21 protein-coding genes, 1 tRNA gene and 1 pseudogene are annotated in these 21,789 nt (G+C 56.7%); 4 read left to right on the forward strand and 19 right to left on the reverse strand.

The annotated features are described in order from the left end of the window. The 4 genes and pseudogenes from ACW81B_RS05590 to ACW81B_RS05605 form a co-directional block, all read right to left on the reverse strand. Window positions 1-318, reverse strand: a pseudogene (locus ACW81B_RS05590) (potassium transporter); the annotation flags it as partial. A gap of 81 nt (window positions 319-399) precedes the next feature. Beyond that, a complete protein-coding gene (locus tag ACW81B_RS05595) occupies window positions 400-1,206 on the reverse strand; it encodes an EAL domain-containing protein (RefSeq protein ID WP_491579234.1) in 807 nt (268 codons plus the stop codon). A 60-nt stretch (window positions 1,207-1,266) separates the two neighbouring features. Continuing rightward, window positions 1,267-2,505: a cation:proton antiporter gene (locus ACW81B_RS05600; protein ID WP_491579235.1), complete on the reverse strand. Its 1,239-nt coding sequence runs from the start codon at window positions 2,503-2,505 to the stop codon at window positions 1,267-1,269. Window positions 2,506-2,576: 71 nt separating this feature from the next. Continuing rightward, window positions 2,577-3,071, reverse strand: a complete 495-nt coding sequence (locus ACW81B_RS05605) for a helix-turn-helix transcriptional regulator (RefSeq protein WP_491579236.1) — start codon at window positions 3,069-3,071, stop codon at window positions 2,577-2,579. Window positions 3,072-3,219: 148 nt separating this feature from the next. Between ACW81B_RS05605 and ACW81B_RS05610 the strand changes: the two genes are divergently transcribed. Further along, entirely contained in the window at window positions 3,220-3,834 is a 615-nt protein-coding gene (locus ACW81B_RS05610) for a cytochrome b/b6 domain-containing protein (protein WP_491579237.1), read from the forward strand. Window positions 3,835-3,921: 87 nt separating this feature from the next. Here ACW81B_RS05610 and hypE read toward each other — a convergent pair whose 3' ends face one another. The 6 genes from hypE to ACW81B_RS05640 all read right to left on the reverse strand — a co-directional run bounded on the left by hypE (window position 3,922) and on the right by ACW81B_RS05640 (window position 9,920). After that, window positions 3,922-4,926 (reverse strand): hydrogenase expression/formation protein HypE, encoded by a 1,005-nt coding sequence (gene hypE / locus ACW81B_RS05615; RefSeq protein ID WP_491579238.1) that lies wholly within the window; start codon window positions 4,924-4,926, stop codon window positions 3,922-3,924. Window positions 4,927-5,065: 139 nt separating this feature from the next. Further along, window positions 5,066-7,474 carry a carbamoyltransferase HypF gene (gene hypF, locus ACW81B_RS05620; protein ID WP_491579239.1) on the reverse strand — a complete coding sequence of 803 codons (2,409 nt, stop codon included), beginning with the start codon at window positions 7,472-7,474 and terminating at the stop codon, window positions 5,066-5,068. Further along, window positions 7,458-8,597 carry a hydrogenase formation protein HypD gene (gene hypD / locus ACW81B_RS05625; RefSeq protein ID WP_491579240.1) on the reverse strand — a complete coding sequence of 380 codons (1,140 nt, stop codon included), beginning with the start codon at window positions 8,595-8,597 and terminating at the stop codon, window positions 7,458-7,460. The genes hypF and hypD overlap by 17 nt, the downstream gene beginning before the upstream one ends. 21 nt (window positions 8,598-8,618) lie before the next feature. Next, window positions 8,619-9,338: a hydrogenase nickel incorporation protein HypB gene (hypB, locus tag ACW81B_RS05630; RefSeq protein ID WP_491579283.1), complete on the reverse strand. Its 720-nt coding sequence runs from the start codon at window positions 9,336-9,338 to the stop codon at window positions 8,619-8,621. Next, window positions 9,331-9,690: a hydrogenase maturation nickel metallochaperone HypA/HybF gene (locus ACW81B_RS05635; protein WP_491579241.1), complete on the reverse strand. Its 360-nt coding sequence runs from the start codon at window positions 9,688-9,690 to the stop codon at window positions 9,331-9,333. The genes hypB and ACW81B_RS05635 overlap by 8 nt, the downstream gene beginning before the upstream one ends. Before the next feature lie 2 nt (window positions 9,691-9,692). Then, a complete protein-coding gene (locus tag ACW81B_RS05640) occupies window positions 9,693-9,920 on the reverse strand; it encodes a HypC/HybG/HupF family hydrogenase formation chaperone (protein ID WP_491579242.1) in 228 nt (75 codons plus the stop codon). 185 nt (window positions 9,921-10,105) lie between these two features. Between ACW81B_RS05640 and ACW81B_RS05645 the strand changes: the two genes are divergently transcribed. Then, window positions 10,106-13,453 (forward strand): sensor domain-containing protein, encoded by a 3,348-nt coding sequence (locus ACW81B_RS05645; protein ID WP_491579243.1) that lies wholly within the window; start codon window positions 10,106-10,108, stop codon window positions 13,451-13,453. 6 nt (window positions 13,454-13,459) lie between these two features. On the opposite strand, the gene ACW81B_RS05650 is transcribed toward ACW81B_RS05645, so the two are convergent. Further along, a tRNA-Ser gene (locus ACW81B_RS05650) sits at window positions 13,460-13,550 on the reverse strand. Between the two features lie 46 nt (window positions 13,551-13,596). Then, window positions 13,597-14,268 (reverse strand): ANTAR domain-containing response regulator, encoded by a 672-nt coding sequence (locus ACW81B_RS05655; RefSeq protein WP_491579244.1) that lies wholly within the window; start codon window positions 14,266-14,268, stop codon window positions 13,597-13,599. 111 nt (window positions 14,269-14,379) lie between these two features. Here ACW81B_RS05655 and glk point away from each other — a divergent pair, with 111 nt between their 5' ends. Continuing rightward, the gene (glk, locus tag ACW81B_RS05660; RefSeq protein WP_491579245.1) at window positions 14,380-15,366 is read left to right on the forward strand and encodes a glucokinase; all 987 of its coding nucleotides are present in this window, start codon (window positions 14,380-14,382) and stop codon (window positions 15,364-15,366) included. Here glk and ACW81B_RS05665 read toward each other — a convergent pair. The 6 genes from ACW81B_RS05665 to ACW81B_RS05690 form a co-directional block, all read right to left on the reverse strand. Continuing rightward, on the reverse strand, window positions 15,359-15,739 hold the full coding sequence (locus tag ACW81B_RS05665) for a ClpXP protease specificity-enhancing factor (protein WP_491579246.1): 381 nt from the start codon (window positions 15,737-15,739) through the stop codon (window positions 15,359-15,361). The genes glk and ACW81B_RS05665 overlap by 8 nt on opposite strands. A 12-nt stretch (window positions 15,740-15,751) precedes the next feature. Next, on the reverse strand, window positions 15,752-16,375 hold the full coding sequence (locus tag ACW81B_RS05670; protein ID WP_491579247.1) for a glutathione S-transferase N-terminal domain-containing protein: 624 nt from the start codon (window positions 16,373-16,375) through the stop codon (window positions 15,752-15,754). A 72-nt stretch (window positions 16,376-16,447) separates the two neighbouring features. Continuing rightward, window positions 16,448-17,188, reverse strand: coding sequence for a cytochrome c1 (locus tag ACW81B_RS05675; RefSeq protein WP_491579248.1), 741 nt, complete (start codon window positions 17,186-17,188; stop codon window positions 16,448-16,450). A gap of 7 nt (window positions 17,189-17,195) precedes the next feature. Beyond that, complete coding sequence (locus ACW81B_RS05680) at window positions 17,196-18,440, reverse strand: cytochrome b (protein ID WP_491579249.1); 1,245 nt, start codon at window positions 18,438-18,440, stop codon at window positions 17,196-17,198. Further along, the gene (petA, locus tag ACW81B_RS05685; protein WP_491579250.1) at window positions 18,437-19,030 is read right to left on the reverse strand and encodes a ubiquinol-cytochrome c reductase iron-sulfur subunit; all 594 of its coding nucleotides are present in this window, start codon (window positions 19,028-19,030) and stop codon (window positions 18,437-18,439) included. The genes ACW81B_RS05680 and petA overlap by 4 nt, the downstream gene beginning before the upstream one ends. Window positions 19,031-19,206: 176 nt before the next feature. After that, the gene (locus ACW81B_RS05690; RefSeq protein WP_491579251.1) at window positions 19,207-19,965 is read right to left on the reverse strand and encodes a Nif3-like dinuclear metal center hexameric protein; all 759 of its coding nucleotides are present in this window, start codon (window positions 19,963-19,965) and stop codon (window positions 19,207-19,209) included. 85 nt (window positions 19,966-20,050) lie between these two features. Between ACW81B_RS05690 and ACW81B_RS05695 the strand changes: the two genes are divergently transcribed. Continuing rightward, on the forward strand, window positions 20,051-21,214 hold the full coding sequence (locus ACW81B_RS05695) for a Do family serine endopeptidase (protein WP_491579252.1): 1,164 nt from the start codon (window positions 20,051-20,053) through the stop codon (window positions 21,212-21,214). A 12-nt stretch (window positions 21,215-21,226) separates the two neighbouring features. On the opposite strand, the gene ACW81B_RS05700 is transcribed toward ACW81B_RS05695, so the two are convergent. Then, on the reverse strand, window positions 21,227-21,709 hold the full coding sequence (locus tag ACW81B_RS05700; RefSeq protein WP_491579253.1) for a TlpA family protein disulfide reductase: 483 nt from the start codon (window positions 21,707-21,709) through the stop codon (window positions 21,227-21,229). Window positions 21,710-21,789 lie beyond the last annotated feature (80 nt).

Genomic DNA, 21,789 nt, shown 5'->3' on the forward strand with positions numbered 1-21,789 from the left:
CACCGCTTCAAACAATGCATCGACAAACGACAGGTGTGTGCCGAGCATCAGCGGGATCGCACCCAGCATACTGAGTACCACCCAGAAGAAAACCACCACGATAAACCCGTCACGCCGCCGCAGATTAATGCCGCTGCTATACCGGCCTGCCAGCAACGTAATCAACAACCCTGCAGCGGCAATTACCAGCAGGGCTGTGCCGAAATGCCTGACCTCGCCGTCGTTATACCAGAGCGAAACCACTACCGGCGGCAGCATGCTGGTGCTGTAGGCAAGTACCAGGATTCCGACAACGCGCATGGAACGAAATAGACCCATTACAACCCTGTCCTGTATCCGGAATCACCGGGAAGTCTGCTGCCAGCTATATAAGGCGCGGCTAAATTAGCATGACATACTTCAAGATTTTGTTAACGCTCTGTCAGAAAATGCTGTCCGGCAGGTGACAGTCCTGGAAGGTGCGGATATCAAACTGCTTGCGGTGCAATACTGGCCAATGGCGGTAATCGCCCTGATCAGCCTGTCGTCAGCCGGCTGGCTTTTCCGGCGCCGGATGTACTGATAACACCCGATGCATTCATGCCACGGTAATTCGCCAGCCACTGCCGGTATTCCTCTGCTGGCATCGGCCTGGCAATAAAGTACCCCTGCGCCACATCGCACTGCAATTTCTTCAGTGCGGACAGGGTTTTCTATATCCTCGACACCCTCGGCCACCACCGACAGGCCAAAACGATGCGCCAGGTCTACAATCAGCTCAACAATATTGGCGTTATCTCTATCCTTCAGCAAACCAGCCACAAACGACTGGTCGATTTTTAACTGGTCGGCAGGAATATCCCTGAAATAGGAAAGACTTGAGTAACCGGTCCCGAAATCATCGATTGCAACACGTACCCCCATGTCCCGCAGCTGCTTCAGACTCGCGGACACCTCCTCGATAAATGATTGCTCAAGAATTTCAATACACAGCCTGTTACCTTCCGAACTCCACAGTTCACGGGCACTCATGACCGTATCAACAAAATCAGGCCGTTCCAGGATTTGTGTCGGTATATTAATCGAGACTTCCTGCTCGCCCCATGGGTGTTCCCACTCACCCGCCAGCCGCAATGCGCTATTCATTATCCATTCTGTCAATGGCCTGATAAAACCCGTCGACTCTGCAATCGGCCGGCGCAGGCCGGAATCCAGAAAATTCAACACCCTGGATCCCGGCCTGCGCCGGGATGACAAATTAATCAGACCTTCCCTTAATATACGGTGTCAGGCTCCGGGCATATCCGCGCGCAGATGGCCACGCCGCTGCAGCCACTTCACCAGGGGCTCCAGCAGCGGCGCCTGCACGAACAGCGAGAACACCACAACCCCGTAGGCAATTGACTGCACCGTCCACCACCCTTCCAGTTCCAGTGGCAACGACAGCGCCAGTGCCAGAGTGACCCCGCCACGCAAACCACCGGCAAACAGTATTGTACGACCCGCCACTGAGACAGGTTGCTGGCCTGGTGTCCACGCAGTCAACCAGGCGGCCAGCCAGACAACCAGCAGGCGCGTCCCCAGCGCCGCACCGATACCGAGCAGCATCGCAAGCCAGCGTTCCTCGAACATGGTGACGGTGATGGTGACACCCGCCAGCAAAAACAATGCACTGTTGGCAACCCAGCCGAGTTGTTCCCACCCGGTGACCAGTGATTGCAGTTCTGTCCCGGCATCACGACGCAGCGCATGTCCGATCCACAAGCCGCATGCCAGCGTGGCCATCACACCCGACACACCCAGCCAGCTTTCAGCGACCAGGTAACTCGCATACGCGGCCAGCAGGCTCACTATCACAGCCCGGCCCAACCAGCGGATCAACCAGCGCCCCGCAATACCGAACAACAGGCCGAGCGCAAGACCGCCGAACGATATCCTGAAGAAGTCCAGCGTAGCAGTTGGCAGGTCAATATCGACGACCTCCTGGCCGACTGCCGCAGACAGCAACAACATAAACAGCACCACGGTAGTCGCATCATTGAACAGGCTTTCACCATCCATGAGCACGAGCAGTCGCTTTGGCAAAGGCAGGCGCCGGGCCAGTTCGGCCACGGCCACCGGGTCAGTCGCCGATAACAGCACCCCGCTCACCAGTGCGGCGACCCAGGGGAAACCGTGCGGGTGCCCGATACCGAAAAACAGTAATGCGGCAGTCAGAAATGCGGACAGCAACAACAATGGCAAAGCCAGCAGTAATATGGGCAACAGGTTACGCCATAGCAAACGCGCATCCAGTGCCGTCGCTGACTCGAAAATGAGGACCGGCAGGAAACCGAAAAACACAAGATCATGGAAGTGGTACCAGCGCAGGCCGGTGTCTATGCCCATGCCAACCAGCAGTTGTGAACCGGCAAATCCGCCAGCGACCAGCGCAGCACTGAAGGGAAGGTGCAGACGGCGGGCAAGTGGTTCAAGCAACAGTGCCGCCAGCAGAATGGCCATGAAGTAGAGCGTAATGGTAGTCAACAGACGTCACCCTTTCCCGGCGTAGTGAGCAGGTAGACTCCGGGAAGCGGGCGAGGTTCACTCACACCGGGCTAAAGAATATCCTCGATAAACCACGCCGAAAATGCATGCCTGCCGGCAATACCGGCCTTTTTATAGATTGACGAAGCCTGTTGCCGGACAGTTTTCTCCCGGGTATTTCTTACGATGGCAATCTCTTTCAGACTCAGCCCTTTCAGTAACAGCCAGCCGACTTCCACCTCGCTGCCGGTCAATCCCCACTCTGAAAACTGCCGGGTAACAACATTGCCCAGCTTCTCGCGAGCCTCGAGCACATACTTTTTAGGTTGAAGCTGAGAGGCGGCGGCCGTTTCAAGCTCCTGCCGGAGTGACCTGATTTCAAGCCTCTGCCGACGCAGCCCCAGCAACAGCCAGACTATCGCCGCCAACGAAATTGCCACAATGACAGCTTCTTTAATAATATGATCGATATCCGCGCCATGAGACAGATCCGTCACAAGATCCACGCCGCTTGCCACGGCCACGGCGGCTAATACCAGAATTACCACGCGTTCTTTGAGAGGCATGCTATACACAGTAACGCCTATTTAAAAACAGCGGCTTATGATATCCGACATATGTCCCGCAGGATACTCCTTACGACATCGGCCCGATGATTTTATACTGAAAACAGCCGATAGTGTCCCTGCAATTGAACTTAACGAGGGCGTCATAATGAACAAGGAAATTCGTGTCTGGGATCCATTGGTCAGAATTTTTCACTGGAGCCTGGTCGTCGGCTTCACCATCGCTTATCTGAGCGGTGAAGACGGAAGTAATCTGCATATTTATTCCGGGTATGTCGTACTGGGACTTATTGTATTCCGCGTAATATGGGGATTTATTGGTACCCGGTATGCCCGCTTCAGCGACTTCATCCGTTCGCCACAAACCGTATTCCGGTATCTGAAAGGCCTGATCAGCCGCAGCCCGGAACACTATGCCGGACACAACCCGGCCGCAGGCTGGATGGTGCTCGCGCTGCTGCTGAGTCTTTTTGTTGTCTCTATCAGCGGACTCAAACTGTATGCCATCGAGGAAGGCCTTGGTCCTCTGGCCGGCGCCCTGCCTGACGTGACCCTTGTCAGCCCTGCTTATGCAGATGATGACGGGGATGAGGAAGACGACGATGAAAAAGACGGAGAAGAATTCTGGGAGGACATCCATGAAGCTTCGGCCAACTTCACATTGTTTCTTGTGCTCCTGCATATTGCCGGCGTATTAATTTCCAGCCGCTTACATGGTGAGAACCTGGTTAAAGCCATGTTCACGGGAAGAAAATCTTCATAGCCTGTTGCCAGCCGGAGACACCCGCAAGTGGCAGATGCATGGCCCGCTCTACGGAGCGGGCTTTTTTTATCCGCCAGACCTTTGCACTCAGCAGATTCTTGGCAACGGGTCATCCTCCAGTTCATCGAGGATACGTTCACCACCCAGCACGGTTTCCAGTACAACGTGATTTGCATCCGCGCATACACGCCCGATAAGGGATGCATTCCTTCCCAGGGGCAACTTTTTCCACGCCTGCAATAATGTTTCAGCATGCCTGCTCTCGATGAAGGCCAGCACCCTGCCCTCACAGGCCAGATACAGGGGATCATAACCGAGCATGTCGCAAACCGATTGCACCGCATCGCGGACCGGTATGGACGCCATCGCAAGGTGAACGCCCATTCCTGTCGCACGGTGTATTTCATGGCAGACACTGGCCAGCCCACCCCGTGTCGGGTCGCGCATAAAATGCAGGCCGGGGCAGTTCAGTGCTGCTTCTGCCAGGGGTAACACGCTGGCTGCATCAGAACGCAGATCACCGTGCAAACCGAATTCCTCCCGTGCCAGCATTACGGCTATCCCATGGTCGCCGACCGGGCCACTGACCAGAATGGCATCGCCATCCTGAATCAGGTTCATACCGGTCACGGGACCGATCCTGACACCCACCCCTGTGGTCGCAAGGTACAGGCCGCCACCTTCGCCGCGACGCACGACCTTGGTATCACCGGCAACGACCGATACACCAACCTCCTTTGCCGTCCTGGCCAGGCTGGCAATCAACCGGTCCAGCAGGGCCAGTTCAAAGCCCTCCTCGATGAAAGCATTAAGGCTGAGGTACAGGGGCCTTGCACCGGCAACAGCCAGGTCGTTGGTCGTGCCGTGCACGGCCAGTGACCCGATATCACCGCCGGGGAATTCCAGCGGCTGGACGGTGAAACCATCTGTAGTAAACAACACTTCACTACCGTTCAGTGCAAGCGGGACAGCATCGGCCTGAATATCAAGGGCGGGATTGGCCAGATGCCGCGCAAACACACCTTCGATCAGTTCGCGCATGTATCGACCGCCATTACCGTGCGCCAGAGAAATATGTGTATCGAATGGCACTAAGTTAAGCCTTAAATCCCGTCATTCCCGCGCAGGCGGGAATCCAGAAAGCTTGATCAAACCGCCTGGTTCCCGGCCTGCGCCGGGATGACGGTGGTGATTTCGACTTAACTTAGTGCCATTCATATGTGTATCCAGCTTATGAGACATCGGAATCCCGTTTCCGGCAGGCATACTCGATCACCTGTCCGTAGCTCAGACCGGCATCGTTCACTGGCACGGTTTCAGACAGTTGCACAGTGAAGCCGGCGTTTTCCAGCAGTTCAATGGCTAATTCGGTCAATAGCCGGTTCTGGAAAACACCACCTGACAGGGCGATGTGCCTGACAGCCTGTTCACGACGAATCTGCACGGCCTGTTGTAGCAGGCTGTTTGCCATAGACGCGTGGAAACAGGCGGAACGTTCGGCGACCGGCCGCGATTCATTCATCAGCACAGGTAACAATACCGACCAGTCCGATACCCATAGCCCGGACCTGTTCCTGGACATCGGAAGATGAACAAAACCCCGGTCAGGCCATCTTCCGTCATCCCGGCGCATGCCGGAATCCAGTGTACTGAAATCCATGGATTCCGGCATGCGCCGGAATGACGAATGCCCCCGGGAACCCTTGATAGCCAGTGCTTCGAAATACATCGGCCCCTGACCTTCAAAGCTGGCCTTGTGGCAAACCCCGGTCAACGCCGCAGCGGCATCAAACAGTCGACCGACAGACGTTGTTTGTGGCGCATTGAAGCGTTGCGACCAGGCACGGCGCAACACAGCCGTGTCAGCGGGTAATCCTGACCATTCGGTATCCGTTTCCCAGCACAGTGCTGCAGCACTGCGCCACGGCTCGCGTGCCGCGCGCTCACCGCCAGGCAAATGAAAGGCGCGCATTGTTGCAGCACGCCGCCAGCGGCCCGGGCGTCCAAGCAATGCTTCACCGCCCCAGAGCGTTCCATCTTCTCCATAACCCACACCATCCCAGGCAAAGGCCAGCCAGCATTCCTCGTCGACAGTCTCTGCAAAAGCCGAGGAAGCGTGTGCAGCGTGGTGAAATACCCGGTGTAACGGTAACCCGGCTTTTTCCGCCCAGCGTGTGCTGGCATAACCGGGGTGTGCATCACAGACAAACTGTTCCGCCCGTACCTGGTAGAGCGCCTGCAGGTCTTCGACCGTTTGCTCAAATATTTCACGGCTGCGCGGCGATGTCATGTCGCCGATATGTGGCGACATGACCGCCCGGTCTTCCCAGGCAAGGCAAAGGGTGTTTTTCATGTGCCCGCCAACCGCCAGCACGGGTTGCTTCAGCCTGACAGGCAGTTTCAGTTCCAGCGGCGCAACGCCCCTGCCCGGCCGCAACAGTCGCGGGGCTCCCGCCAGGGTTCTGAATACCGGGTCATCCGCGATTCGCTCAATGGGTCGGTTGTGGTGGAGAAAGCCGTCGGCGATATGTGCCAGCCTGCTTTCGGCTTCATCGTTGTCGGTCAGTACCGGTTCCCCGCTCAGGTTGGCGGAGGTCATCACCAGTGGTTGCCCAAAGTCATTCAGTAACACATGGTGCAAAGGTGTGTAAGGCAGGAAAACACCTGTTTCCTGCAAACCCGGCGCAATATGCAATGAGAGTAAAGTCCTGTCCCGCTTTTGTGCAAGCACGATGGGGCGTTGCGCTGACAGCAGCTGTTTCTGGTCGTGGTCTGTCAGCCTGACCTCGGCACTGACCGGGCCGAGCGGATCCACGGCAGGCGCGGGGAACATCACTGCCAGTGGTTTATGCGGACGTGATTTGCGCATACGCAACTTCTGTACAGCCTGGTCGCTGCAAGCATCACAGACAAGATGGTAACCGCCTGTCCCTTTTACGGCGATCACAAACCCTTTGCGAAGTGCGGCCACGCAGGCATCAATTGCAGCATTGTTACCCCTGACAGTCTCACTATCCGCCTGGCGGTACGCCAGCGACGGCCCGCAATCAGGGCAAGCGATGGGTTCAGCGTGAAAGCGCCGATCGGAGGGCGTATTGTATTCCGCCGAGCAGGCCGGGCAGAGCGGGAAACCCGTCATTGTGGTGTTGTGGCGATCGTAGGGCAATGCACGTATCAGGGTATAGCGTGGGCCACACTGCGTACAGTTAACAAACGGGTAGCGATAACGGCGATCCGCCGGATTATTCAGTTCATCGATACAGTCGCCACAGGCATAAAGGTCTGTCGGCAGATGAATATCCGCCTCGCCTTCAGACTCACTCTCCAGGATCGTGAACCCCTCCTGCTCGCTGGCGACGACAGCATCCCTTGATACAAGCTTCACCTGCGCCTGCAGCGGCGCATTATTCAGTAGCGTATATTCAAAATCATCGAGTGCAGCTGCATTGCCTTGCGCCAGCACCTCCACCAGTCCAGACCGGTTGCGCACCCATCCAGCCAGGCCATAATGGTCAGCCAGTCGAAAAACAAAAGGCCTGAACCCGACACCCTGTACGTGACCGGACAGCACCCAGCGCCGGGCCACGGCAGTCGTGTGGCCCGTGCATCCGGCTGCTGTGGGTTCAGCGAGTGGTTGCATGCAACTGGCCCGCTACCGGTCTGGTTGTTGCAGATTTACGTACGCCACCGGCCCACCATATACGGCAGGCGCCTTCATCCGAGACCATGCACGGGCCGATCGGGTGGCGTGGATGGCAGCCACTGCCATAGAGGCGGCATTCATTCGGGTAAATCCTGCCAAGCACAACTTTCGCGCAGTCACAGCCCAGTGGCATCTGTCCGGCGCGCTTGCGCGAATCATCCACACAGACCGGGAAGCGTTTGCGCGCATCATGAGTGACATATTCATCCCGCAGACTGAACCCGGAAGCCGGGATGACACCGATACCGCGCCAGTTTGCCTCGTAAACCTGCATCGCCTGGCGCATCTGTGCCTGTGCCGTCGGGTTTCCCCCGCGGCGCACCAGTTGCGGGTAGCAGTTATCGAGAAACACCCTGCCTTCCCCCAGCTGGCGCAGGATGGAATACATCGCCGCCAGCAGGCTTTCCGACGTAAAGCCGGCAATGGCGCAGGGCAAACCATGCTTTTCAGGAACAAATGCCCACTCATCCGGACCCATAATTGTCGACACATGGCCGGGTGCGATCAGTGCGTCAAAACCGGGGGGGCCTGCATCGAGCAACAGGGCAATCGCCGGCCAGGTACGACGCCCGGACAGTAGAACAGAAAGATTTTCAGGCGCACCCTCCACCAGCATCGAGGCGACCGGCGCCGTGGTGGTTTCAAAACCGGCAGCAAAGAATACCACTTGCCGGTCCGGTTGTTGTCTGGCCAATTGCACCGCCTCCTGAGGTGATGCAATTGGCCGGATATCGGCGCCTGCGGCTTTGGCCTGTTCCAGCGAACGGATATCTTTCTTCGGGGCATTAACCGGAACACGCAGCATGTCGCCAAAAGCCACCAGCGTAATGTCTTCATTCAGTGCCAGCTGAATGGCCTGGAAGATATCTTCTTCCGGGCAAATGCACACCGGGCACCCCGGCCCCGGAATCAGTTCGATGCCTGAAGGAAGCGCCGTACGCAAACCGGCCAGGGTGATAGAGCGTTCGTGTCCGCCACAAACATTCATGATCCTGACCTGTCCAGGCAACTTCAGCGCACGGATTTCACCGAGCCATTGTCTTGCGCTACGCCCGCTCATAACAAAACCCTTGTCAGCCCGTCATGTCGTACCGGCCTCACAAGGGGCGCCGTGATACTTCACTTCATCTTCCACCCATTGTAACCAGCCCTGTAATGACCCCGGCTGCCTTGCACTCATGCGCAGCACAGGCGCTGCATTGGCCAATGCACGGATATTCGCACTCACCTTCTCCGGGTCAAAGTCATCCAGCACCGGTAACAGGTCCATCTTGGTCAGGACAACAAGATCTGCAGCGCGAAACATCACCGGGTACTTGGAAGGTTTGTCGTCCCCTTCCGTCACCGACAACAAGGTGATATTACGGTGCTGACCAAGGTCGAAGCTGGCCGGACACACCAGGTTGCCAACGTTTTCAATAAACAGAATATCGATATCATCCAGGTTCAGCTGGTGCAATGCGTTATGCACCATATTTGCATCCAGGTGACAGGCCGTACCAGTGGTGATCTGTATCGCTTTCACGCCATGCTTGCGGATACGCTCGGCATCATTCTCGGTTTCAAGATCACCTTCAATCACGGCAATCCGGTAGCGGTCAGCCAACGCATCGATGGTCGTTTCCAGCAGTGACGTTTTGCCGGAACCGGGTGACGACATAAGATTCAGCGCCAGCACACCGTGATGACTGAAATGTTGCCGGTTGTGCATTGCAACATGATCATTTTCCGACAACAGGTCTTTCAGCACGCTGAGAGTTTTATTGTCATGGGTCACATGACAACCACAGGTGTCACACATCATTTCCCTCCCGTACAAGCTCGACCTCTATCAGGATCAGTTCATCACCACTGATCAGCGTGGTGCGCCAGTCCCCGCAATGGGTGCAGAGCAGGCGACTGGCACTCGCATCAGAATCTTTTTTACACTGCGGGCAATGCACACGTACCGGGTGATTCTCGACGACAAGTTCAGAACCTTCTGCCAGGCTGCCGGCTGCTGCCAATGGGTAGGCATGCAGCAACAATTGTGGTTCAACACCGGACAAGGGGCCAACACCAACCTGTACACGCCCTACTTGCTGCGCCATTTCCCGGTGTGCCAGTTCCTCAATCTGTGCAATGAGCGCCCGGCAGACCGATAACTCGTGCACGACTAGTCTCCTGCCGCCTGCATCTGGTCATACAGCTCCCAGGCGGTATGCGCCGCCTGCGGTGAAACCTTCTGGATAGCATAACCGACATGGACCATGACATGATCACCCGGTCCGGGCAGTTCGTCCTGCAACATGAACAGGCTGACATCACGGCTTACCCCTTTGGCTTCGCAATGCGCAATAAAGCCATTGATCGACTTGATCTGCATGGGGATTCCAAGACACATGCCTTTCTCCGGACGTGTTCACCTCAACCTTGTGTACCAGCTTACGCCATTCACCAAAAATCGTACAGTCACCGCTGTATCCGGTTCGGTTTACACAGCAATGCTCACGTTATGATGGAAAATAACTGGCATAGCTCCTATTATTAATCCTGAATACGCACAGACATCGGCCTGAGAGTTTTACCTTGCAAAACAAGCCCGGCAGTAACCGGAAACGCCCAACACCAGGAACCGGCCCCTCCGCAAACAACGAAACATGGTTCCGCAGCCTCGTCGAAACAGCCCACGCCATCCCCTGGGAAGCAGACCTGTCCAGCTGGCGCTTCACCTATGTGGGGCCACAGGCGGAGGAGATACTCGGATACCCGCAAGAAGACTGGTACGAAGCGGGCTTCTGGCTGAAACATATGCATCCCGATGATCGCGCCCGGGTGCAGGAATTCTGCAAATCTTCAGCCAGTAAACGGCAAGACCATGATCTTGAATACCGTATGATCGCAAGCGATGGTCGCCAGGTCTGGATACACGACAGCATCAACGTGATTGAAGATAGCGGCAGCCCCGTACTGCTGCGCGGTTTCATGTTCGATATCACTGCACGGAAACAAAAGGAAGATGCACTTGCCCTCAGCGAACAACAGTTGATTGAATCGCAACGGATTGCGCGACTGGGTCACTGGAACTGGGACATCGTCAGCGGGGAGGTGCTCTGGTCTGACGAGCACTACCGGATTTGCGGACTTGAACCGGGGCAAATAACACCAGGCTACGAAACTTTTCTCGGCCTGGTTCATCCCGATGACCGGGAAGCGCTGAAAGCCGCGGTTAGCGAGGCCATGAGCCAGAACAACTATAATATGGATCACCGCATTGTCCTTCCGGATGGTGAGGTGCGTTATGTCCACGGACAGGGGCAGGTGCAATATGACGACACAGGCCGGCCTGTTCGCATGATGGGCACTATCCAGGATATCACCGAACGCAAATACCTTGAAAATGCCCTGAACACCATTTCGAATTTTTACCCTTCCACGAAACTTTCCGAATACTACCGTGCCTGCGTGGAAAGTATTGCCCGCATCTACAATACCAAATATGCCTTTATCGGACTGTTCTCGGATGACTCGCCGAAGCGAATCACAACCCGGGCCGTCTGGGCAGACGGTGAGTTTGTGGATAACTTCGAGTACGAACTGGAAGGCACACCCTGTGCCGACATCCTTGACATGAAAAAGGAACTGGTTCCAAAAGACGCCGCCAAACTCTACCCGAACGATCCCATGCTCGTAGAGATGGGCGTAGAAAGCTACTTTGGCGCGCCAATGATCTCAGACTCGGGCAACACCCTGGGCCTGATGTCCGTACTCGATACCCGACCGATGGAGACCATCTCCTGGATGAAGCCGGTGCTGGGGATTTTTGCCCAGCGTATTGCGTCATACATTGACAGAAACCTTGCCGAGGAAAAGGTCAAGGCATCTGAAAACGAGTTGCGCAGTATTTTCCGCGACATGCAGGACACCTATTACCGTACCGACAACAGCGGAACCGTTGTGCGGGTCTCCGGGTCTGTCCGGAAACTGCTTGGCTACAAAGTTGATGAACTGCTGGGGCAAAAAATCGGCGATCTTTATGCCAATCCTGACAAACGCCTGGAACTTGTTGATCAACTGAAAAAAGGGAACGGGGAAGTACGGAACTTTGATGCCGCACTGAAGCGTAAGGACGGCTCCATTGTCTGGGTTTCAACAAATGCACGTTACTACAGGGATGCAAACGGCAATGTTCTTGGCATTGAAGGCATTACCAGAGACATCACTCAACACCGTGAGGCTGAACTGCAAATGCAGAAAATGTCCAGTGCACTGGAACAGTCTGCCGACATGGTCACAATCACAGACAAGAACGGAATTGTGGAATATGTCAATCCCGCCTTTGAAAAAATCACTGGTTACACGCTTGACGAAATTGTTGGCAGTTCAACCAGTATCCTGAAATCAGGCAAACAAAGTGCCGCGTTCTATCAAACCCTGTGGCAAACAATCCTGTCCGGCAAGGTATTCAAGGGTGTCGTGGTCAACAGAAAAAAGAATGGCGAACTCTATTACGAGGAAAAATCAATCACAGCCATAAAAAACGCCCAGGGCCAGATAAACAATTTTGTCTCGACAGGACGTGATATTACCCGCCGCATGGAAAACGAAGAACGCCTGAGTTTTATGGCGCACCATGACGCCTTGACCAAGCTGCCTAACCGTACACTGTTTATGGACCGACTCAAGCAGTCCCTCGCACATGCGCGACGTTATTCCCGAAAGGTAGCCGTTTTATTTATCGACCTTGACCGATTCAAAAATATCAACGATACACTGGGCCACGATATTGGCGACCACATGTTAACGCAGCTGGCAAACCGACTGAGCAAAAGCGTTCGCCGGGATGATACCGTCGCCCGCCTGGGGGGTGATGAGTTTGCCGTGTTACTCAATGACATTGAAACTGAACAGGATGTATCGAGACTGGCAAAATTGATTCTTGTCGACCTCGAGCAGCCGTTTGAAGCCGGGCGCAGGGAACTGTTTATTACCGCCAGCATCGGTATCAGCCTGTTTCCCAATGATGGCGGAGAATCGATAACCCTGCTGAAAAATGCCGACATGGCCATGTACAGGGCCAAGGATCTGGGTAAGAACAACTACCAGTTCTACTCCGCCGACATGGGCGCCAGGGCGTTCCAGCACCTGACAATGGAAAACAGTTTGCGCCGTGCCCTGGAACGTGAAGAATTCCGGCTTTATTATCAGCCACAGGTCAACACGAAAACCCTCAAGGTCGTCGGCGTGGAAGCCCTGATCCGCTGGCAACACCCCGAACTCGGCATCGTACCGCCCAATGATTTCATTCCCCTGCTTGAGGAAACCGGCCTGATAAACCAGGTAGGCTACTGGGTCATCACCACGGCCTGCAAGCAGATGCAGGCCTGGCATGAAGCGGGCCTCCCGGAACTGACCATGTCGGTCAATATTTCCGGCCGGCAATTCCACGCCCGGGACTTTATCGAGAAAATCGAGGCCTTCGTCGATGAAAACCAGGTTTCAGCCGGCATGATGGAAATGGAAATCACGGAAAGCATCCTGATGGAAAACCAGCAAAGCACTATCGTCGCGCTCGACGCACTGGAAAAAATGGGCTTCAAGATAGCGATAGACGATTTTGGCACCGGCTACTCATCACTGAGTTATTTACGCCGTTTCAGGGTAGATACCCTGAAGATTGACCAGTCGTTTGTACGCGATGTGACAGACAACCCCGATGATGCAGCCATCACTTCCGCCATTGTGGCCATGGCACAAAGCCTGAAGCTTAAGGTTGTCGCAGAAGGTGTGGAAACCCGGCAGCAACTCGCATTTCTCAGGAAACAGAACTGCCAGTATGTACAGGGGTATTTGTTCAGCCGGCCACTGCCAGCCGATGCACTGACACGATTTCTTGAAACGTCGCAGAGTGAACTCGATAATCAGCTGCGACTGTAGATGATTTGGCGGAGGAGGAGGGATTCGAACCCTCGATACGGTATTACCGTATACACACTTTCCAGGCGTGCTCCTTCAACCACTCGGACACCCCTCCAGCAAGCCGCGCAGGATATAACGGATGCCCGTGAAAGGCAATCCGGTCAGGAGATAATCCGCGTCGGGCCGCGCTTTGGCGGGCGTTTTACGGGGCCACGCAAGGCTTTTTCCCGTGCCCGGTCGCTGATGTTGCGCGTCATGCCGTGCAAGGCCTCGGCGGCATTGAAATATTCCCGCGCCACATCGGCGATTTTTCGGCGCTGGGAACGCGCCTCGTCGCGCATGGCGTCAAATGCCTGGATGGCGGTAAAGCCGCAACGCTCCATGAGGATACCCACCACCATGCTGATCTCACGACTTTGTGACAGGGCCTTGTCCATCTGTTCCATGGACTCTTTCATGTGGCGCATGTCGTCGGCACGACGCAGCGCGGCCTGCACGGCCGGCACCAGTTGGTCGGCCTGCAGGGGTTTGACCAGGTAGGCGAGCGAACCGGCGTCCGTGGCCCGCTCGACCATTTCCTCCTCGCCGTATGAACTCAGGGAAATAAACGGCAGGTCGGCCTCGCGCAGACTGGCCGCCACCTCAAAACCGTCTTTCAGCGGCATACGCAGGTCAAGGATAGTGAGGTCGGGATGCTGCTCCAGTGCCAGCCGTTCAGCTTCATCACCATCATGCGCCTGCAGCACATCATAACCGGCGGCCTGCATGGCCAGACTGAGCAGATCCAGGTCTTCCGGGTTATCATCTGCAACCAGTATAAGAGGGGCATTCATCACAATTACTCCAGCAATACATTCAGCACAAAACAAAAACGGTCTACAATCAGATACTCTTGAACTTTCGCGGCACAGCGGAATCTACCCGTGCCTCGCCGGAGTATACACATGAACATACTGACAGGTGACATTGGCGGGACACACACCCGTGTCGCCCTTGTCACACGTGATACCGGCCGTTTCCGGGTAGTACACATTGCCCGCTACAGCAGCCGCGATTTCGACGGCCTGCGTCCAATCATTGAAAACTTCCTGCACAATTACCCGGGTGTCAGACCGCAACACGCTGCCTTTGGGGTAGCGGGACCGGTTATCGATGGCCGCTGCCGCACCACCAACCTGCCCTGGGAGTTGTCCGAGACCGCCTTGTCCGGGCTAGCTGGCATTACGCGGGCCCACCTGTTGAACGACCTTGAAGCGTTGGCCTGGGGGATAGATACGCTGGACGATGCCGGGCTTGTGTCATTACAGGCCGGGCACCCCGTTGCTACGGGCAACAAGGCCGTCATTGCCGCCGGAACCGGGCTGGGGCAAGCCGGGTTGACGTTTGATGGCGCGCGACACCGACCGTTTGCCAGTGAAGGCGGGCACACGGATTTTGCCCCGCAGACAGAACGTGACACTGCCCTGCTCCACGCCCTGCAGGCACGTTACGGCCATGTCAGCTGGGAACGTATCGTATCCGGGCCGGGGCTGGTGGACGTCTTTCGGCAGGTACTGGCCATCAACCGGGTAGAAGCACCGGCCTGGTTTGTAGAGGCCTCGCCAGGCGACGCCGCCGCCCACATCAGCCAGCGTGCACTGGCCGCTGACGATGCACTGTGCGTCGAAGCCCTGCACTGGTTTATCACGCTTTACGGCCGCGAAGCCGGCAACCTGGCACTCAAGCTGAATGCCCGTGGCGGTATGTACCTTGGCGGAGGTATTGCGCCAAAAATCCTGCCAGCACTGCGCACAGGCCGTTTTATCAAGGCGTTTCTGGACAAGGGGCGCATGAGCACGCTGCTGGGCGCCATGCCGGTCAAGGTCATCTGTGAGGAGCACACAGCCCTGTACGGACTGGCACGCTACGCGCAGCTTGCGGGAACTACCTGACCACCTTCAACGAAGGCCGTGTTGGCGGCCCAGGTGTTTTGTCATCGTCAGGACCCGGCCCGTCTTCATCCTCACCAAACATCATGCCGCGCCCGTTTTCCTTGGCATAGATCGCCAGCACGGCGTGCATGGGAATAGACACCAGCCGGGAAACACCGCTGAAGCGGGCAAGAAAACTGACTTCATCGTTGCCAATGTGCAGCCCCTCGACGGCACTGGGGCCAATGTTGAGCACAATCTTGCCGTCCTGAACGTAATTTTGCGGAACATCGACCCCTTCCGCGTTTGCATCGACCATCAGGTGGGGGGTGCACTGATTATCCAGTAACCATTCATTAATGGCACGAAGCAGGTAGGGCCGGTTCGAGGTCATCGCGCACTGACGCTACTCGCGCATCTCCCGCTCGGCCTCGGTAAGACTGGCCTGGAAAGACTCGCGCGCGAATATGCGTTCGGCGTAGTCGAGGACAGCTTTGGCCTGCGGCGGCAACTCGATACGGTAGTGTTTGAGACGCCACATGATCGGCGCCAGGCTGGCATCGACCAGTGAGAAGTCGTCACTGAGGAAAAACGGCTTGGCAGCAAACACCTCGGCGCTGGAGGCCAGGCTGTCGCGCAGTGCCTTGCGCGCCCTGGCAGCGGTCTTTTCACCCTTCTCCAGGTCCGCCAGCAGTGAATACCAGTCCTTCTCGATGCGGTGCAATGCAAGACGACTGCGCGCGCGCGAGACAGGATCGACAGGCATCAGCGGTGGATGCGGGAAACGTTCATCCAGGTACTCGACGATGACCTGCGGATCGTACAGCACCAGCTCCCGGTCCATCAGCGTCGGAACGCTCTGGTAGGGATTCAGGTCGATCAGGTCTTCCGGCAGGTTGTCCGGGTCGATGTTGACGATTTCGACCGTAATCCCCTTCTCGGCCAGCACCATGCGCACGCGGTGACTCTGCGGGCAGGACGCATCGGAAAACAGGGTCATCACCGAACGGCGATTGGAAATTACAGCCATGTATTTTCTCCAGATATTCGAAATGCTATTAACCGACACGGCGCCTTCCCGGGCGCCGTGTCGTGACAACACCTAGTGTATGTCTTTCCAGTACTCTTTTTTGAGCAGGTAGGTAATGATAAGCAGAACAAACAGGAACAACAGCACCTTGATGCCCAGCGCCTGCCGCTCCAGCTTGATCGGCTCGGCCATATAGGCCAGGAAGTTTACCAGATCACGCACCGTGCGATCATATTCGGCGGGTGTCTGGGTACCCGGCTCAACCAGCTCCAGGCCCACAATCGTCTTGTGTTCATGGCCTTCGGCGTTCGTCTCTGTCTCGTAGACAGGCTTCTGCCAGCCCTGCAGTTCCCACAGCACGTGCGGCATACCGACCTTGTCGAATACCAGGTTGTTCACGCCGAACGGACGGGAGTCGTCGAGGTAAAAGGTGCGCAGGTAGGTGTACAACCAGTCCACACCACGCACGCGGGCAACCAGTGTCAGGTCTGGCGGCGCAGCACCGAAGTACTTCTTGGCATCCTGTGTACTCAATGCAATCTCCATGGTGTCGCCGATCTTCTCACCGGTGAACATCAGGTTATCGAGCACGTCGTCTTCACTCATACCCAGGTCGCGTGCCGTGCGGTTGTAACGCTGGTACTTGGCCGAGTGGCAACTCAGACAATAGTTCACAAAGGTTCTTGCGCCACGCTGCAGCGATTCCTTGTTGGCCGGGTCGATCTGCGCCTTGTCGAGGTGCACGCCGCCGCCACTGGCCAGCGCCAGCGCAGGAGAAACCAGTAACAAAATAGCGAGTAATTGTTTTTTCATTGAATCGTTACCCCGTAACCCTGTCCGGAACCGGCTTTGTCTTGTCTATCCTGGTATAGAACGGCATAGCGAGGAAGAAGGCAAAGTACACAGCCGTACCAATCTGCGCCATCAAGGTCTTGGCGTCGGTCGGCGCCTGCGTGCCGAGCCAGCCAAGCACCACGAACGCCACCACAAACAGCGTCAACATGGCTTTGTAGATCCAGCCACGATAGCGAATGGATTTCACCGGACTCTTGTCCAGCCAGGGCAGGAAGAACAGGATGACCACTGCGGCGCCCATCACGATCACACCGAGGAACTTGGCGGTAAACGGCCCGATATCAATCGTCACTGCGCGCAACATGGCGTAGTAAGGCGTGAAGTACCATACCGGCGCAATATGCTCGGGTGTCTTCAACGGGTTGGCCGGCTCGAAGTTCGGTTTTTCGAGGAAGTAACCGCCGCCCTCCGGCACAAAGAAAATCACGATCGAAAAGAACATCAGGAACACCACCACGCCGACGATGTCTTTCACGGAGTAGTACGGGTGGAACGGGATGCCGTCCAGCGGAATACCGTTTTCGTCCTTGTGCTTCTTGATCTCCACACCATCGGGGTTGTTGGAACCCACTTCGTGCAGCGCGAGAATGTGTACGATCACCAGCCCGACCAGTACAAATGGTACGGCAATCACGTGCAGGGCGAAGAAGCGGTTGAGCGTGACATCGGAGATGACATAGTCACCGCGAATCCACAATGACAGATCGTCGCCAATCACGGGAATAGCACCGAACAGCGAGATAATGACCTGCGCACCCCAGTAGGACATCTGGCCCCACGGCAGCAGGTAACCGAAGAAAGCTTCAGCCATCAGCGCCAGGTAGATCATCATGCCAAAGATCCAGATCAGCTCGCGCGGTCCCCGGTAGGAACCGTACAGCAGACCACGGAACATATGCAGGTACACCACCACGAAGAATGCCGAGGCACCGGTGGAGTGGATGTAGCGGATCAGCCAGCCCCAGTCCACGTCGCGCATGATGTACTCCACCGAGGCGAATGCATCATCGGCGGAAGGCTTGAAATTCGTGGTGAGGAAGATGCCGGAAATAATCTGGATCACCAGCACCATCAGTGCCAGCGAACCAAAGAAGTACCAGAAATTGAAGTTTTTGGGCGCGTAATACTTTGAAAGGTGCTCTTCCCACATCTTGGTCATGGGGAAGCGTGCATCAATCCAGTCGCGCAGATCGACTAACATACCCATCATGCAGCTCCTGTATCGTCGCCGACGAGGATCAGCGTGTTACTGATGTATTTGTGCGGCGGAACTTCGAGGTTCAGTGGCGCCGGCACACCCTGGTACACGCGGCCCGCGAGATCGAAGCGGGAACCGTGACAGGGGCAGAAGAAACCGCCCTTCCATTCCGGATCGTACGGCTGCGGCATGGCTTCCGGGACAAAACTCGGCGAACAGCCCAGGTGTGTGCAGATACCGACCGCCACCAGGATTTCCGGCTTGATGGAACGCAATTCGTTCTGTGCGTATTCCGGTTGCTGTGGCTCCAGCGACTCAGGATCACGAAGACGGTCATTGAGCGTTGGCAACGCTTCCATCATTTCCTCACTGCGCTTGAGTATCCACACCGGCTTGCCGCGCCACTGCACACGCACCATCTGCCCGACTTCCAGCTTGCTGATATCCGCCTCGACCGGCGCACCGGCCGCCTTGGCCTTCTCGCTGGGCATCCAGGACGCCAGGAAAGGAACCGCGGTATACACGGCACCGATGCCGCCCACGACCGTTGCAGCAGCCGTCAGGAACCGACGTCTACTGGTATCTACACCATCACCACTCATTCAAATGGTCTCCACGCAAAAAATCACCGGCTGACACCTGGCGTACCGCCACCACCGGCAAATATTAGAATATTCAGATATTCAAACTCTTGTTTGAACAGCGGGCATAGCATGTCGGAACTACCCTGACAGGTCAAGTGAAACTCCGTCGAAAATCGCCGATCTGCACGACTTTTTCACACAGGATTATCTATATCGATAAAAAAATGTTCGATCCCGAAACGTGCCGCCAGCTGCTCCCCGAGCGCCTGTACACCATAGCGCTCACTGGCGTGGTGCCCGGCTGCAATATAGTGGATGCCATACTCACGGGCGATGTGCACGGTCGGCTCGGAAATTTCCCCACTGATAAAGGCATCCAGCCCGCGCCGGGCCGCGGCTTCCAGGTAACTCTGGGCGGCCCCGCTGCACCAGCCAAGCCGGCGTATCTGCGCCGGCCCTGCATCAATGTGCTGCACCTCCCGGCCCAGTGCCTGGCCAACCTGCGCCACCAGTTGTGTTGCAGCCAGGGGCTGATCCACGGTTGTCTCGCAGGCCAGCTCAGGCCCCTGCCCGTCGCCGAACCAGCCGTGTATCTCAAGGCCGAAACGCCGCGCCAGGCAGGCATTGTTGCCCAGTTCCGGGTGGGCATCCAGGGGAAGATGGTAGGCGAGCAGATTGACGTTGCCAGCGAGCAGGGATCTGAGCCGGCGTTGCTTCATACCGGTGATACAGGCGTCCTCGCCCTTCCAGAAATAACCGTGATGCACCAGCAGCAGGTCGGCCTGTTTCGCCACGGCTGCCTCGATCAGCGCCTGGCTTGCCGTCACGCCGCTGACCACACGCGCCACTTCGGCACGCCCCTCGACCTGAAGGCCGTTCGGGCAATAGTCGCGAAAACGTCCGGCATCCAGCAACTGGTCGCAATAGCGCACAAGCTCGTCGCGGCTCGTCACCTGTATTCCCCTCCGAAATCCGTGAAATTCGCCTTCGCATCAGCAATCCGCAATAATCGCGCAACCCCTGACAAATGAAGATCCTATGAATATACGTGATACTGTGTCCTTTTTCCTGCAAGCGGCAACCGTCGGCATCGTGGCAGCCTTTTTGCTGTTGCTGTTCAGACCGGAATGGTTCGAACGACAGGCACCTGTCGTCGAGGTTCAGCAGGTTGCGCCGCACACGCAAACAGACCTGTCCCGCCACGCAGGCAACGGGCCTGTTTCCTATGCCGATGCGGTCGAACCTGCCGCAAAAGCCGTGGTGAATGTCTACACGGCCAAGGTCATCACCCGCAAACGCCACCCCCTGCTCGACGACCCGCTGTTCCAGCAGTTCTTCGGTAACCAGCTGGGACCCCGCAAGCGACTGCAAACCAGCCTGGGTTCCGGCGTGATTGTTTCAAAACAGGGTTATGTGCTGACCAACAACCACGTGATTGCCGGCGCCGATGAAATACAGGTGCTGCTGCAGGACGGACGCAGCTCCAGGGCCACCCTGGTTGGCGCGGACAAGGACACTGACCTGGCCGTGTTGCGTATCAAACTGGATGACCTGCCGGTACTCCCCCTCGGCTCGTCCGACAACCTGCGCGTTGGTGATGTCGCCCTCGCCATCGGCAACCCGTTCGGTGTCGGTCAGACGGTCACGCTCGGCATCATCAGCGCCACCGGCCGCAGCCAGCTGGGCATCAACCGCTACGAAGACTTCATCCAGACCGATGCCGCCATCAACCCCGGCAACTCGGGCGGTGCGCTGGTCAATTCATGGGGTGAGCTGATTGGTATCAATACGGCAATCTACAGCCGCTCGGGCGGCTCGCAGGGCATAGGCTTCGCCATCCCGGTGTCGCTGGTCGCCAACGTCATGCAACAGATTATTGAACAGGGCCATGTGGAACGTGGCTGGCTGGGGATCGAGGCACAGGACATCACCCCGCAGCTGGCGGAAAGCTTCGGGCTGGAAAATACCCGCGGCATGCTGATTGCGGGCGTATTGCGTGGGGGGCCGGCGGATCGGGCATCCATCAAGCCGGGGGACATCATCGAGCGCATCAATGGCAAGGACGTGGAAAACGCCCGTTCGGCCATGGCGCTGATCGCCCAGCTCGGACCGGGCGAGGAACTTGTCATTGAAGGCGTGCGCGACCGTCAGCCGTTTACCCTGAAGGCCATTACCGGTCGCCGCCCTGATATAGAACCGTAACGGCCGGGCGGCTTACTTGTCTGCCGCCTTTGCTTTTTTGCTGTTGATGTAATCGTCGAGTTGTTTGCCGGTTACCGGCCCGACCTGGCGAGCCATCGGCGTACCGTCCGGCGCGATGATATAGGTCGTCGGCAGGCCCGGCACCGAACCCAGCGGCGTGGTGGCCAGCGGTTCGGAACGCAATACCGGGTAGGTAATCATTTGTCCCTCGACAAAATCGGCAAGCTGTTCCTTGCTGATATCCTCAAAATTCACACCCAGCACCACCACATCCCCGCCGTGCTCGCGGTGTTTTTCATGGAAATTAACCAGGTCGGGGATTTCTTCCAGGCATGGCGGGCACCAGGTGGCCCAGTAGTTCACGATGACCCACTTGCCCTTGTAGTCTGCCAGTGAGTGCATTTTGCCATTGAGGTCAGGAAGACTGTAATCCACCGGCTCGGCAAACAGTGCACTGGAAAACAGCAAGGGAAAGATCAGGGTCAGGGCTCGCATACAGGGGTTCCTTGGGGTTCGCAAAGGGAATGGTTCTTTAACACGTGAATGGCTAAACTGTAAGCTAGGACCCGGTAGTC

The organism is Thiogranum sp. (assembly GCF_058323355.1).

Coding starts and splice junctions, on each gene's coding strand:
- ACW81B_RS05605 (WP_491579236.1), bottom strand. CDS start 3,071: ATGCCTCTCAAAGAACGCGTGGTAATTCTGGTATTAGCCGCCGTGGCC.
- ACW81B_RS05610 (WP_491579237.1), top strand. CDS start 3,220: ATGAACAAGGAAATTCGTGTCTGGGATCCATTGGTCAGAATTTTTCAC.
- hypF (WP_491579239.1), bottom strand. CDS start 7,474: ATGCAACCACTCGCTGAACCCACAGCAGCCGGATGCACGGGCCACACG.
- hypD (WP_491579240.1), bottom strand. CDS start 8,597: ATGAGCGGGCGTAGCGCAAGACAATGGCTCGGTGAAATCCGTGCGCTG.
- hypB (WP_491579283.1), bottom strand. CDS start 9,338: ATGTGTGACACCTGTGGTTGTCATGTGACCCATGACAATAAAACTCTC.
- ACW81B_RS05640 (WP_491579242.1), bottom strand. CDS start 9,920: ATGTGTCTTGGAATCCCCATGCAGATCAAGTCGATCAATGGCTTTATT.
- ACW81B_RS05655 (WP_491579244.1), bottom strand. CDS start 14,268: ATGAATGCCCCTCTTATACTGGTTGCAGATGATAACCCGGAAGACCTG.
- glk (WP_491579245.1), top strand. CDS start 14,380: ATGAACATACTGACAGGTGACATTGGCGGGACACACACCCGTGTCGCC.
- ACW81B_RS05665 (WP_491579246.1), bottom strand. CDS start 15,739: ATGACCTCGAACCGGCCCTACCTGCTTCGTGCCATTAATGAATGGTTA.
- ACW81B_RS05670 (WP_491579247.1), bottom strand. CDS start 16,375: ATGGCTGTAATTTCCAATCGCCGTTCGGTGATGACCCTGTTTTCCGAT.
- ACW81B_RS05675 (WP_491579248.1), bottom strand. CDS start 17,188: ATGAAAAAACAATTACTCGCTATTTTGTTACTGGTTTCTCCTGCGCTG.
- ACW81B_RS05680 (WP_491579249.1), bottom strand. CDS start 18,440: ATGATGGGTATGTTAGTCGATCTGCGCGACTGGATTGATGCACGCTTC.
- petA (WP_491579250.1), bottom strand. CDS start 19,030: ATGAGTGGTGATGGTGTAGATACCAGTAGACGTCGGTTCCTGACGGCT.
- ACW81B_RS05695 (WP_491579252.1), top strand. CDS start 20,051: ATGAATATACGTGATACTGTGTCCTTTTTCCTGCAAGCGGCAACCGTC.
- ACW81B_RS05700 (WP_491579253.1), bottom strand. CDS start 21,709: ATGCGAGCCCTGACCCTGATCTTTCCCTTGCTGTTTTCCAGTGCACTG.